This is a genomic window from Streptococcus anginosus (assembly GCF_001697145.1).
Lineage (GTDB): Bacteria > Bacillota > Bacilli > Lactobacillales > Streptococcaceae > Streptococcus > Streptococcus hominis.
Map to the genome: position 1 here is coordinate 879,127 of NZ_CP012719.1, position 13,215 is coordinate 892,341.

At 39.5% G+C, this 13,215-nt stretch carries 15 protein-coding genes and 1 pseudogene; all 16 read left to right on the top strand.

Going from position 1 to position 13,215, the window contains the following annotated elements:
- Positions 1–55: 55 nt before the first annotated feature.
- The 16 genes and pseudogenes from ybeY to SanJ4206_RS04350 all read left to right on the top strand — a co-directional run bounded on the left by ybeY (position 56) and on the right by SanJ4206_RS04350 (position 13,206).
- The gene (gene ybeY / locus SanJ4206_RS04275; RefSeq protein WP_003024775.1) at positions 56–553 is read left to right on the top strand and encodes an rRNA maturation RNase YbeY; all 498 of its coding nucleotides are present in this window, start codon (positions 56–58) and stop codon (positions 551–553) included.
- Complete coding sequence (locus SanJ4206_RS04280) at positions 534–938, top strand: diacylglycerol kinase family protein (RefSeq protein ID WP_003029873.1); 405 nt, start codon at positions 534–536, stop codon at positions 936–938. Before ybeY ends, SanJ4206_RS04280 begins: the two co-directional genes overlap by 20 nt.
- A 67-nt stretch (positions 939–1,005) precedes the next feature.
- Positions 1,006–1,905 carry a GTPase Era gene (gene era / locus SanJ4206_RS04285; RefSeq protein WP_003029872.1) on the top strand — a complete coding sequence of 300 codons (900 nt, stop codon included), beginning with the start codon at positions 1,006–1,008 and terminating at the stop codon, positions 1,903–1,905.
- 96 nt (positions 1,906–2,001) lie between these two features.
- A pseudogene (locus SanJ4206_RS10060) lies at positions 2,002–2,693 on the top strand (alpha/beta fold hydrolase).
- 2 nt (positions 2,694–2,695) lie between these two features.
- Positions 2,696–3,166, top strand: a complete 471-nt coding sequence (locus tag SanJ4206_RS04295; RefSeq protein ID WP_003029869.1) for an NUDIX hydrolase — start codon at positions 2,696–2,698, stop codon at positions 3,164–3,166.
- A 53-nt stretch (positions 3,167–3,219) separates the two neighbouring features.
- Positions 3,220–3,744 (top strand): mycothiol transferase, encoded by a 525-nt coding sequence (locus SanJ4206_RS04300; RefSeq protein WP_003029868.1) that lies wholly within the window; start codon positions 3,220–3,222, stop codon positions 3,742–3,744.
- Between the two features lie 8 nt (positions 3,745–3,752).
- A complete protein-coding gene (locus SanJ4206_RS04305) occupies positions 3,753–4,196 on the top strand; it encodes a GNAT family N-acetyltransferase (RefSeq protein ID WP_022525432.1) in 444 nt (147 codons plus the stop codon).
- A gap of 7 nt (positions 4,197–4,203) precedes the next feature.
- Positions 4,204–5,028: a DNA-formamidopyrimidine glycosylase gene (mutM, locus tag SanJ4206_RS04310; RefSeq protein WP_003029866.1), complete on the top strand. Its 825-nt coding sequence runs from the start codon at positions 4,204–4,206 to the stop codon at positions 5,026–5,028.
- Positions 5,029–5,031: 3 nt separating this feature from the next.
- Positions 5,032–5,625, top strand: a complete 594-nt coding sequence (coaE, locus tag SanJ4206_RS04315; protein WP_003029865.1) for a dephospho-CoA kinase — start codon at positions 5,032–5,034, stop codon at positions 5,623–5,625.
- Between the two features lie 16 nt (positions 5,626–5,641).
- Complete coding sequence (locus tag SanJ4206_RS04320; RefSeq protein WP_003029864.1) at positions 5,642–6,847, top strand: multidrug efflux MFS transporter; 1,206 nt, start codon at positions 5,642–5,644, stop codon at positions 6,845–6,847.
- Positions 6,831–6,980 (top strand): 50S ribosomal protein L33, encoded by a 150-nt coding sequence (rpmG, locus tag SanJ4206_RS04325; RefSeq protein WP_003024746.1) that lies wholly within the window; start codon positions 6,831–6,833, stop codon positions 6,978–6,980. Before SanJ4206_RS04320 ends, rpmG begins: the two co-directional genes overlap by 17 nt.
- 39 nt (positions 6,981–7,019) lie before the next feature.
- Positions 7,020–7,253: a preprotein translocase subunit SecG gene (secG, locus tag SanJ4206_RS04330; RefSeq protein WP_003024744.1), complete on the top strand. Its 234-nt coding sequence runs from the start codon at positions 7,020–7,022 to the stop codon at positions 7,251–7,253.
- A gap of 91 nt (positions 7,254–7,344) precedes the next feature.
- Entirely contained in the window at positions 7,345–9,678 is a 2,334-nt protein-coding gene (gene rnr / locus SanJ4206_RS04335) for a ribonuclease R (RefSeq protein WP_003029862.1), read from the top strand.
- Positions 9,641–10,108, top strand: coding sequence for an SsrA-binding protein SmpB (smpB, locus tag SanJ4206_RS04340; RefSeq protein ID WP_003029860.1), 468 nt, complete (start codon positions 9,641–9,643; stop codon positions 10,106–10,108). Before rnr ends, smpB begins: the two co-directional genes overlap by 38 nt.
- Positions 10,109–10,289: 181 nt before the next feature.
- Positions 10,290–10,994, top strand: coding sequence for a helix-hairpin-helix domain-containing protein (locus SanJ4206_RS04345; protein WP_003029859.1), 705 nt, complete (start codon positions 10,290–10,292; stop codon positions 10,992–10,994).
- Entirely contained in the window at positions 10,978–13,206 is a 2,229-nt protein-coding gene (locus SanJ4206_RS04350; RefSeq protein ID WP_003029858.1) for a DNA internalization-related competence protein ComEC/Rec2, read from the top strand. The genes SanJ4206_RS04345 and SanJ4206_RS04350 overlap by 17 nt, the downstream gene beginning before the upstream one ends.
- Positions 13,207–13,215: the final 9 nt, after the last annotated feature.

The window sequence follows — 13,215 nt, forward strand, 5'->3', positions numbered from 1 at the left end:
GCACCCCTATCTGAAATATGGTATAATGAAGTGATACTAATAAAGTAGGTGTAATATGTATATAGAAATGGTCGACGAGACAGGGCAAGTTTCAGAAGAAATCATCAAGCAAACACATGATATACTGGAATTTGCTGCTAAAAAGATTGGCAAAGAAGAAAAAGAAATGGCAGTGACATTTGTTACCAACGAGCGCAGCCATGAGCTGAATTTGGAATATCGAAATACAGATCGTCCGACAGATGTTATCAGCTTGGAGTACAAGCCTGAGCTGGACATTGCCATTGACGAGGAGGATTTACTAGAAAATCCTGAGCTGGCGGAAATGTTAGAGGATTTTGATGCCTATATCGGAGAGCTCTTTATTTCCATAGATAAGGCGCGTGAACAAGCAGAAGAATATGGTCACAGTTTTGAGCGAGAGATGGGGTTTCTTGCAGTACATGGTTTTCTGCATATCAATGGATACGATCACTATACGCCGGAAGAAGAGGCGGAAATGTTTGGCTTACAGGAAGAAATTTTGACTGCTTATGGACTTACAAGACAATAATACAAATAAACGCAAATGGAAAAATCGAGATGTGATTTCGAGTTTAGAATTTGCTCTGACAGGGATTTTTACAGCAATCAAAGAAGAGCGCAATATGCGCAATCATGCTGTTTCAGCAGTTGCGGTCGTGCTTGCAGGATTGCTTTTTCGGGTATCTGCGATAGAGTGGCTCTTTCTCTTTTTGAGTATTTTTCTAGTCATTTCTTTTGAGATTATGAACTCTGCTATTGAAAATGTGGTGGATTTAGCTAGTGATTATCACTTTTCCATGCGAGCTAAAAATGCCAAGGATATGGCAGCAGGAGCTGTTTTGGTTGTTTCGGGTTTTGCGGTTATAACAGGATTGATTATTTTCGTTCCGAAAATTTGGAATTTACTTTTTTAACATGAAAATCGGAGAATCCTTTCCGATTTTCTTATATTAGACTAATAAGGAATAAACGAGGTGAAAAATGACCTTTAAATCAGGATTTGTTGCTATTTTAGGACGTCCAAATGTTGGAAAGTCTACTTTTTTAAATCATGTTATGGGGCAAAAGATTGCTATCATGAGTGATAAGGCTCAGACGACTCGTAACAAGATTATGGGAATTTACACGACAGATCAGGAGCAGATTGTCTTTATTGATACGCCAGGGATTCATAAGCCAAAGACTGCCTTGGGCGACTTTATGGTGGAATCCGCTTACAGCACGTTGCGTGAAGTGGATACAGTTCTTTTTATGGTTTCTGCCGATGAAAACCGCGGTAAGGGTGATGATATGATTATGGAGCGTTTAAAAGCAGCTAAGGTTCCTGTCATCTTGGTGGTCAATAAGATTGACAAGGTGCATCCTAATCAGCTGCTGAGTCAGATTGATGATTACCGCAAGCAGATGGACTTTAAGGAAGTTGTGCCAATTTCTGCTCTTCAAGGCAATAATGTTTCGCATCTAGTTGATATTTTAAGTGAAAACTTAGAGGAAGGTTTCCAATATTTCCCAGCTGACCAGATTACCGACCACCCTGAGCGTTTTTTGGTTTCTGAGATGATTCGGGAAAAGGTTTTATTGCTGACACGTGAAGAAATTCCGCATTCGGTGGCGGTAGTCATTGACAGTATGAAGCGGGATGAGGAGACTGATAAAGTGCATATCCGTGCTACCATTATGGTGGAAAGAGACAGTCAAAAGGGCATTATCATCGGCAAAGGCGGCTCTATGCTTAAGAAAATCGGCTCTTTGGCACGCCGCGACATTGAACTCATGCTGGGTGATAAAGTCTTTCTTGAAACTTGGGTTAAAGTCAAGAAAAACTGGCGAGACAAAAAGATAGACTTGGCAGATTTTGGATATAACAAAAAGGAGTATTAGAGGCTGAGGAAGATCAGGTCATTATTTGTCGCAGAAAAAGGTCACCAAAATGATAAAAGTATTGTCCTTTTGTATGCGTCTGGTTCTAGCAGTTAGATGTGGGCACATCATATCGCTGAGTTAAAAAATGATTTTCACTGTATAGCTGTTGATTTGTCTGGACATGGTTCTAGCCGCGACATTGGGCGGACAAATTTTAATGATGTTACAGAAATGATTGCTGATATCATCAAAAACAGGGCTCACGGCAAGCCGCACCTTGTTGGACTATCGTTGGGAGGCAGTCTCGTTCTTAAATTGTTGGAAAAACATGCTGATTTATTTGATATAGCGATTGTTGACGGTGCCTGTCACCACCCTATAAAAGGCTACCGCAAAGTCATTGCCGGTGTTTACATCATGTCGTTATTAAAAAACACTAAGCTAATGGGCAACCTTATGGCAAAAATGATGCAGAAAGATGGTGTACCTGAAGAGAGCTATCGTTAGTTCATAATGGATTTGCAAAGGGCTTCTGCTAAGTCTTTTCGCCGAGCAATGTTACAGGCAAATCTGCTGAGGATTACTGCAAATTTCGACAATCCTGTTTTCTCTGTTTCGGGCGGTAAAGAATCGAAGTCAATTCATGAATCTCATAAAGAATTGGTAAGAAAAAACAGACTGAGTAATTGTGCCTATTATCCAAATAAAGGGCATACTTGGTTGTTTAGTGATATTGACACGCATATACAATTACTCCGCTACTTTTTTAAGACGGAGCATTTCCATATAAATTGAAAGGTTTCTAAATATGGACTACATTTCCTACATTCGCTCAAAAGTTGGGCATGACAAGGTTATCCTGACCTTTGCTGGTGGTATTTTAGCAGATGACAAGGGATGCGTGCTGTTGCAACTACGCGGGGATAAGAAAACATGGGCTATTCCAGGCGGTGCAATGGAGCTTGGCGAATCCACTCTTGATACTGCTAAGCGTGAATTTTTTGAAGAAACTGGCATTGAAGTAGAAGCTACTTGTTTTCTCAATGTTTATAGTAATTTCGAGGAAGTTTATCCGAATGGTGATGCGGTGCAGACGGTTGTCTTCATCTATGAGCTGGCGGCGGTTTCACCAGTGAATATTGCAGATTTTCACAATGAGGAAACTCTACGCCTGCGTTTCTTTTCTAAGGAAGAAATTGAGAATTTAGAATCTGTGAGTAGTAAGCATCGCCTGATGTTAGCTGAGTATTTTGATGACAACTTTGCGATGGGACATTGAGTTGAGATTGACATATAATCCGTGATTAATTTATTTTTTAAGGAGGTAGGGCAATGGAATTTGTAAATCTTTTAGTGGAAAATGTGGAACGAGCCGAGGAGCGTTTTTTGTCGGTGCTGACTAATTTATCTGTGGAAGAAGCGAATGCTTTTCCGGTTGCGGATACAGTTCCATCCATTAAGTCTGTGACTTGGTTGACTTGGCATACGGCGCGGGAGCTGGATTTTCAGATTGCTGATTTAGCTAAGACCGAGCCAGTCTGGTTCTCTAAAGGTTGGAAGAAAAAGTTTGCCTTGGATTTGCTAGATGATACGGAAGATTGGCACCATACTCCTCAAGAAGCGCATAAAGTTGTGGTGACAGATATTGAGTTGCTCAAAGGCTATCTGTCTGATGCGGTTGCGGCAACAATTGCTTATTTATCAGAGGTGAATGAAGACAGTTTGGAAGATGTTATTGATGAGAATTGGACTCCAGCAGTTAAGCGTGGGAATCGTTTAGTATCGATCATCGACGATGCTGCTATGCATTCAGGTCAGGCAATCTATGCTCGCCGCCTGCTAGGAAGAGAAGATTGAAAAAGGTAATGGTAGGGGAAGTTCGAGCGGTCGAAAAATCTCATCTAGCTGATTGGGCTTACTTTGCTCATTTAGTTTGGAAAACAGAGAAAAAGAAATTACTAGCAGCATTTTCTGAAGGAAAATTTCCTAATGAATTTTTGTACTACATAGAAGGAGAAGCCGTTGCTTGGATCAGCTTATCTATGCGTTCGGAGTATGTGGAAGGAGCAGAGCAACTTCCTATCGCATATATTGAAGGCATAGCGGTAGCACCTGCTTTTCAAAGAAATGGCATCGCTCATCAACTTCTAGAGTTTGCACAGTCGTGGGCGACAGAAAAAGGAGTGTACCAGCTAGCTGCAGATTGTGATATGGACAATGCAGTCAGTCAAGCTTTTCACAAGGGTGCGGGATTTGAAGAAATAAGTCGAACTGTTCATTATATGTTACATTTGGATAAGAAAGGATAAAGATTTTATGCCCGAATTACCAGAAGTAGAAACGGTACGCCGTGGTTTAGAGCGGCTGGTTAAAGGAAAAGAGATTGAAAAGGTAGATGTCCGTTATGCCAAGATGATTGGAACGGGGGCAGATCCTTTTGTCTTAGAATTACCGGGGCAAAGCATTGATGCTGTTGGGCGTCGGGGCAAGTATCTGATTTTTTATTTGACGAATTGGGTGCTGATTTCGCATTTGCGCATGGAAGGAAAGTATCTTTTCTATCCTGAAGAGGTCCAGTTGACGAAGCATTCTCATGTAATTTTTCATTTTACAGATGGCAGCAGCCTCGTTTATCAGGATGTTCGGAAATTTGGCACGATGGAGTTGTTGAGAAAAGAACAAATAACATCCTATTTTACTGAGCGAAAGCTAGGACCAGAACCGACTGAATCAGATTTTCATTTACTGCCATTTGAAACCGCTCTGAAAAAATCTAAGAAATTGATTAAACCTTACCTGTTGGATCAAACTTTAGTAGCTGGTCTTGGCAATATCTATGTAGATGAAGTATTATGGCGGGCGCAGATTCATCCGGCAAGAGCAGCTCAAAGTTTGACTGCTGGAGAAGCAGAGGAATTACGCAAGCAGATTATTGCAGTCTTGCAGTTAGGTATTGAAAAAGGCGGTTCAACCATTCGCACCTACCGTAATGCTTTGGGAGAAGACGGAACCATGCAGGATTTCCTGCAAGTCTATGGAAAAACAGGCCAACCTTGTACTAGATGCGGTCACGAAATTGAAAAAATCAAACTAGCTGGTCGTGGAACTCACCTTTGTCCACATTGTCAAAAAATGAGGTAGGACATGGCAAAAATAATCGGAATTACAGGCGGTATTGCTTCTGGCAAATCGACAGTCACAAATTGTCTCAGGCAAAAGGGCTATCAGGTCATTGATGCGGATCAGGTGGTTCATGAATTGCAGAAACCGGGAGGTCGACTTTATCAAGTTCTGTTGTCAGAATTTGGAACAGAAATTTTATTGGCAGACGGTCAATTGGATCGAAAAAAGCTAGGAGCTCTTCTCTTTAGTCGTCCCAATTTACTAGAGAAGTCCAGTCGCTTACAAAATAATATTATTCGAGAAGAATTAGCTTTAAAACGTGAGCAATTGGCAGCAACAGAAGAGCTTTTCTTTATGGATATTCCACTCTTATTTGAACAGGAGTATGAAGATTGGTTTGACCAAGTTTGGCTAGTAGATGTGAGTAAAGATACTCAATTAGAACGTTTAATGACTCGAAATAATCTTAGTCAAGAAGAGGCTCAACAACGCATAGCAGCCCAACTTTCTTTGGCAGAAAAAAGACAAAGAGCTGAGATTGTGATTGACAATAATGGTGCGCTTTCGGCTACTTTAAAGCAGGTGCAGGCATTTTTAGACAAAGAAAGAAGATGATTTTATTAAGAATCAAGTGAATTGGAAACGGAATTTATGGATTGCTTGGCTGGGGAACTTTTTTATAGGTGCCAGCCTGTCACTAGTTGTTCCCTTTATGTCTTTGTATGTGGAAGAATTAGGTGCTAGAGGCTCCATGGTTGAATTTTATTCAGGTTTGGCGGTTTCGAGCACAGCTTTGACAGCCGCTCTTTTATCTCCTGTATGGGGAAGTTTAGCTGATAAATATGGCCGCAAGCCCATGATGATTCGAGCTGCTTTTGCAATGACTTTTACCATGGGAGGCTTGGCGTTTGTGCCAAATGTATTTTGGCTCATTGTATTGAGACTGTTAAATGGGGTGTTTTCTGGTTATGTACCAAATAGCACGGCATTGATTGCTAGTCAAGCGCCTAAAAAGCACTCTGGATATGCTTTGGGAACATTGTCAACAGGTGTCGTAGCGGGAACGCTGATGGGACCTCTTTTAGGAGGAATGATTGCTCAGAGTTTGGGAATGAGAAATGTCTTCCTTTTGGTTGGATTTTTCTTGTTTGTTGTTACTTTGTGGACCATTTTTGGGATAAAAGAAGATTTTCATCCTGTCTCTAAGGAAAAAGAAGTTTCGACCAGGCAACTATTTCAACGAATTCCTCAAAAATCAATCCTTTTTAGTTTGTTCATTACTAGCATGGTGATTCAGATGATTGGCCAGTCCATTTCCCCTATTTTGACACTTTATATTCGCTCTTTAGGGCAAAAAGAAAATCTGCTGCTAGTATCTGGTGCAATCGTTTCAGCTATGGGAGTTTCAAGTATATTTTCTTCTAGTTGGCTGGGAAAACTAGGAGATAAAATGGGAAATCACCGTTTGCTCTTGCTGGCTCTCTTATATAGTTTTGTAATTTATATTTTCTGTGCGAGGGCTGGTACGCCGCTTGAATTGGGAATTTATCGTTTCCTGTTTGGTCTGGGAACGGGGGCGCTTTTGCCTGGAGTTAGCTCTCTGCTAAATAAAATCACTCCCAAAGAAGGTATTTCCAGAATTTTTAGTTACAATCAAACATTCTTCTATATTGGAGGTGTTATTGGTCCTCTAATGGGCTCAATGATTTCTGTACATTTTGGCTATCATTGGGTTTTCTATAGTACAGCAGGCTTAGCATTATTGAATTTTTTCTTTTTATTATTTAGTTTTAGAAAATATTTAGGAGTGAAGGAAGTCAGTGCGAGTAAAGATTAATTTAAAATGTTCAAGTTGTGGCAGTCAGAATTATTTAACAAGCAAAAATATGAAGACTCATCCAGAGAAAGTTGAAGTCTTAAAGTATTGCCCTAAAGAGAGAAAAGTGACCCTACATCTTGAATCAAAATAAATTTTATGATAAAATAGATGAGATTTTAAGGAGTTTGATATGTATAATTTATTATTAACCATTTTATTGATTTTATCAGTATTTATTTTAATCGCAATTTTTATGCAACCTACAAAAAATCAATCAAGTAATGTATTTGACGCAAGTGCAGGAGATTTGTTTGAACGACCAAAAGCAAGAGGCTTTGAAGCAGTTATGCAGCGTTTGACGGGAGTGATGGTTTTCTTTTGGTTGTTGATTGCACTAATGCTGACAATCTTATCTAGTAAATAAAATGGGCTCTGACTTTGTCTTTGCCTATTTTTTCTGTAGTAGATGAGAAAAGGCAACTTAAAGTTTAGAAAACATAAGAGAAAAGGAAAGAATGAAAGAAGAAATTTTAAGCTATTTAAGAGAGAAAAAAGAAGCTAGCATAGATGAACTGGCGCAGGGATTAGGGAAAGAAAAGGCAAAAGACTTTAGAAACCTAGTTAAAACGATTTCTGAAATGGAGCGAAAACGTCAGTTGAGCTTTAGCAATGCAGGCAAAATCCAGCTTCACAAAGAAAAGCAAATGCTTACTTTGAAAGGGACCTTTCACGCCCATAAAAATGGCTTTGGTTTTGTTACCTTAAATGAAGAAGAGGATGATCTTTTTATTGGTCGCAATGATGTCAACTATGCGATTGATGGTGATACGGTAGAAGTTGCAATCACTAAGGTTGCAGATCGTAGCAAGGGAACATCTGCTGAAGCGAAGGTTATTGATGTTTTGGAACACAGCTTAAAAACAGCAGTGGGTCAGCTCATCTTGGATGAAGAAAAGCCTAAGTATGCTGGTTATATTCGGTCAAAAAATCAGAAAATATCTCAACCTATTTATATCAAGAAACCAGCTTTGGTTTTGGATGGGACAGAGATTTTAAAAGTAGAGATTGATAAGTACCCGACTAAAAAGCATGACTTTTTTGTAGCTACTGTTTTAGATGTGGTCGGTCATAAGGACGATCCGGGGATTGATGTTCTGGAAGTTTTGGAGTCCATGGACATTGTGTCTGAGTTTCCAGAAAGAGTTTTGAAGGAAGCATCAACGATTCCAGAGACGCTGTCTGAAAAGGATTTTGAAGGACGTTTAGATCTACGTAATGAAATTACCTTTACCATTGACGGGGCGGATGCGAAAGATTTGGACGATGCAGTTCATATCAAGAAGCTGAAAAATGGACATTTTGAACTGGGAGTTCATATTGCAGATGTTTCTTACTATGTTCAAGAAGGTTCTGAATTAGATAAGGAAGCGCTCAATCGAGCGACATCTGTTTATGTGACGGATCGAGTAGTACCTATGCTGCCTGAACGCCTATCAAACGGTATCTGTTCACTCAATCCTAATGTAGATCGGCTGACGCAATCAGCTATTATGGAGATTGATCAAAAAGGTCGAGTTGTCAAGCATACCATTACACAAACAATCATTAAAACTACTTTTCGTATGACTTATAGCGATGTGAATGACATGATTGCGGGAGACGAGAAAAAACGAGCAGCTTTTAAAGCGATTGTGCCAAGTATAGAGCAAATGGCAGAGCTTCATGCTATCTTAGAAACGATGCGTTTCAAGCGAGGAGCCCTTAATTTTGATACGAAAGAAGCTAAAATTTTGGTCAATAAGACTGGGCGTCCAGTAGATATTGTTTTGCGGCAGCGTGGACTTGCGGAGCGTATGATTGAGTCCTTTATGCTAGTCGCCAATGAAACAGTAGCAGAGCATTTTGCTACGTTAAACCTGCCCTTTATCTATCGTATTCATGAAGAACCTAAAGCTGAGAGAGTGCAGAAGTTTATTGATTATGCTTCTACTTTTGGCGTTCGGGTTTACGGAACTGCTAATTCTATGAGCCAATCTGCCCTTCAGGATATTATGAAAGCAGTCCACGGTCAGCCTTATGAAGAAGTGCTGTCTATGATGCTTTTGCGCTCCATGCAGCAGGCTCGTTACTCAGAACACAACCACGGTCATTATGGCCTAGCTGCCGAGTTTTATACGCACTTTACTAGTCCGATTCGCCGTTATCCAGACCTTTTGGTTCATCGCATGGTGCGTGATTATGGCTGTTCTAAGGAAATAGCAGAGCATTTTGAGCAAGTCATTCCAGATATTGCCAGTCAGTCTTCCGGCAGGGAACGGCGAGCTATTGAAGCAGAGCGAGAAGTAGAAGCTATGAAAAAGGCTGAGTTTATGGAAGAGTTTGTCGGAGAAGAATTTGACGGTATCGTGTCTAGTGTTGTTAAATTTGGTCTTTTTGTTGAACTCCCCAATACAGTTGAAGGCTTGATTCATGTAACCAACTTGCCAGAATTTTTTCACTACAATGAACGCAATCTAACTTTGCAGGGCGAAAAGTCAGGTGTTGTTTTCCGTGTCGGTCAACAGATTCACATTAAGCTAGTTCGGGCTGATAAGGCTACGGGAGAGATTGACTTTGAATACCTACCTAGTGAATATGACGTGATTGAAAAAAGAAAGCAATCCAATCGTGATAGGCGTCAACAGTCGCATCAAGATAACAGAGGACGAAGAGACAAATCTCCGAAAGGAAAAGTTCCTAGGGATAAGAAATTAAAGAAAAACAAGGGCAAGAGACCCTTTTATAAAGAAGTGGTAAAGAAAGGAAGCAAGAATGGCAAAGGGAGAAGGAAAGGTCGTAGCGCAAAATAAAAAAGCACGACACGACTATACGATTGTTGATACGATTGAAACGGGCATGGTTCTGACCGGAACTGAAATCAAAAGTGTGCGGGCTGCACGAATTAACCTGAAAGACGGCTTTGCTCAAGTCAAAAACGGAGAGGTCTGGCTCAGTAATGTTCACATCGCTCCCTATGAGGAGGGCAATATCTGGAATCAAGATCCTGAACGTAGGAGAAAATTGCTATTGCATAAAAAACAAATCCAGAAATTAGAGCAGGAAACCAAAGGAACTGGAATGACTTTGGTTCCCCTTAAAGTTTATCTTAAGGACGGTTATGCCAAGTTACTTTTAGGATTGGCTAAAGGGAAACACGACTATGACAAGCGTGAATCCATTAAACGTCGTGAGCAAAATAGAGACATTGCTCGGACGATGAAGGCTTATAATGTGCGATAATGTACAAGATATAAAAATCGGAAGTTGTTTCCGATTTTTTAGTAGTTCGAGGTAGTTGATTGGTCAATCTTTCTCAAAAACCCTTTTCTAACATGGCAAGGACTGAGAAATTTTTTCAACTTTTTTATTTGTTTTACGAATAAATAGATAAAGCAAATTTTCATTCAACTGAGGAGGAAAGATGTTAGAGACAATCATTGAGAAGATGAAAGAGTATAAAATTTTGATTGGTTTAAGTTTGATTGGTTTGATAATAGCAGGATTTTTTATGATAAATGGTCAATCTAGTAGACAATCAAATGTAGCAGAGCTCGCACAGGAAACAGTTACGAGTTCGGAGGCAGAATCAAAAGAAATTTCAACTAGAACGAAGAAAAACTCACAGAAAGAAAAAGCAGAGACTCAAACGAGTTCAAGTGAAGAATCAGAATTTTTAACCGTAGATGTCAAGGGTGCAGTCAAAAATCCAGGTATTTATCAACTGAAAAAGACTAGCCGTATCAATGATGCAATTCAAAAAGCGGGTGGTTTAACGACAGACGCTGACAGCAAGTCTATCAATTTGGCGCAAAAACTAACAGATGAAGCTGTTGTTTATGTGGCAACTGTTGGCGAGAATGCGACAAGTGTTGCAAGCGGAACAGGACAATCTTCAACGTCAGGAACTAGTAAAGTCGCATCGCAAAAAGGGAATAAGGTCAATCTAAATACAGCTGATTTATCTGAGTTGCAGACCATTTCTGGCATCGGTCAAAAACGTGCGCAAGATATTTTAGATTATCGTGAGGCAAACGGGAAATTCAGTTCAGTTGATGACCTGAAAAATGTATCAGGAGTTGGTGCCAAAACACTAGAAAAATTGAAAGAATATGTCACAGTGGATTAAAAGATTTCCGATTAAGCCAATTTACATAGCTTTTTTGCTTGTCTGGTTATATTTTGCAATCTACCAAAGTAGTTGGTTAGCTTGTCTTGGTTTTATCTTTCTAGTGATTCGTCTTTTTCGCTTTTATTCACCGAAAGAATATTTCATGACCTTCATGATCCTCTCTTGTTTTGCTGGTTTTTTCTTTGTTCGTAGGGAAATGGTAGAGCAGAAGACGAAAGTAGCACCCTCTCCCGTAAGACAAGTAGCAGTTCTACCTGACACGATTAAGGTAAATGGAGATTCACTTTCTTTCCGTGGTAAAACAAATGGGCAGACTTATCAAGTTTACTACAAATTGAAATCAAAGGAAGAACAGTTGGCTTTTCAAAATCTCTCTAGTCTGGCTATATTGACCGTTGAAGGGGAATTTGAAATCCCTGAGAAGAAGCGTAATTTTGCTGGTTTTGATTACCAATCCTATTTAAAAACGCAAGGGATTTATCGAATTTTAAAAGTGGATACCATTTTATCGAGCCAAGATAGAATCAGCTTGCACACTTTTGAGTGGCTTTCTAGCTGGCGAAGAAGAGCACTGGTATTTATCAAGAAGCATTTTCCAAATCCGATGAGTAATTACATGACAGGACTCTTATTTGGTGCCTTGGATACAGACTTCGATGAAATGAACAATCTTTACTCTAGCTTGGGGATTATTCATTTATTTGCGCTGTCTGGCATGCAAGTTGGTTTTTTTATGGAGGGTTTTCGTAAGTTGCTGTTAAGGCTGGGTCTTACACAGGAAATGGTCCATAAATGTCAATATCCATTTTCTTTCTTCTATGCGGGAATGACTGGATTTTCAGTATCCGTTGTACGGAGCTTAGTTCAGAAATTACTGTCGCAACATGGTATCACTAAGTTAGATAATTTTGCTTTAACGATGATGATATTGTCCTTGATTATGCCTTCCTTTCTTTTAACGGCAGGAGGAGTTCTCTCTTGCGCCTATGCTTTTGTTATTAGTGTGATAGATTTTGAAAGTCTGACTTCTTGGCGAAAGATTGTTGTAGAGAGCAGTGTCATTTCGCTTGGTGTTTTACCGATTCTAATCTTTTATTTTGGTGAATTTCAACCTTGGTCTATTTTGTTGACATTTGTTTTTTCACTGATTTTCGATACAATGATGCTGCCAGGCTTGACGTTGATTTTTCTTTCTTCGCCTTTGATAAAGCTAACTCAGGTCAATTTTCTATTTGAAGGGTTAGAAAATAGCATTCGTTGGATAGCAAGTGTCTTTGGCAGACCAATCGTTTTTGGGCAACCCAGTCCGCTTTTGCTGATTGTTATGCTACTTGTACTGGCTATTTTGTATGATATTAGAAAAAATAAAAAATGGGTAATATTTCTTAGTCTGCTTCTTTCATTACTCTTTTTCATAAATAAATTTCCTTTGCAAAATGAGATCACAATGGTTGATGTTGGGCAGGGAGATAGTATTTTTCTGAGAGACTGGAAAGGACGAAATGTATTGATTGATGTTGGTGGACGTGAGGAAATTAGAACAAAAGAAGCTTGGCAAAAACGAGCGACTAGCTCAAATGCAGAGAAAACTTTGATTCCTTACTTAAAAAGTCGTGGCATAGATACGATTGATGCTTTAGTCTTAACAAATCCTAATCCAGATTATGCAGGAGATGTATTAGAAGTTGCTAAAAAATTTGCAATAAAGAAAATTTATATTTCTAGAAGTAGTCTAAGCAATGCAGATTTTCTAGAGAAATTAAGGAAAATAAACACATTCATTCATGTTGTAAAACAAGGCGACAAACTTCCTATTTTTGATCATCATTTGCAAGTTCTTTCGGGTGCTAGCAAGAACGACCATTCGATCGTTTTATATGGTCAGTTTTTCCGTACAAGATTTTTATTTGCGAGCGACTTGAAAGAAGAGGGCGAAGCAAAGTTAATGCAGCATTATCCAAAGTTGAAAACAGATGTTTTGAAAGTCGGACAGCATGGAGCCAAGGACTCATCAAGTTCAAAATTTTTGCAACAAATAGAACCAACGGTTGCGCTCATTTCTGTCGGGAAAAATAATCAATCTAAGCAACCAAGCCAAGATACAATAGAGCGATTTGCACAATTGCCTGCTAAAGTCTATCGGACAGATGAACAAGGGGCAGTTAAATTTTCAGGGTGGACAAACTGGCGATTAGAGATGGTCAAGTAATTGTTCTCT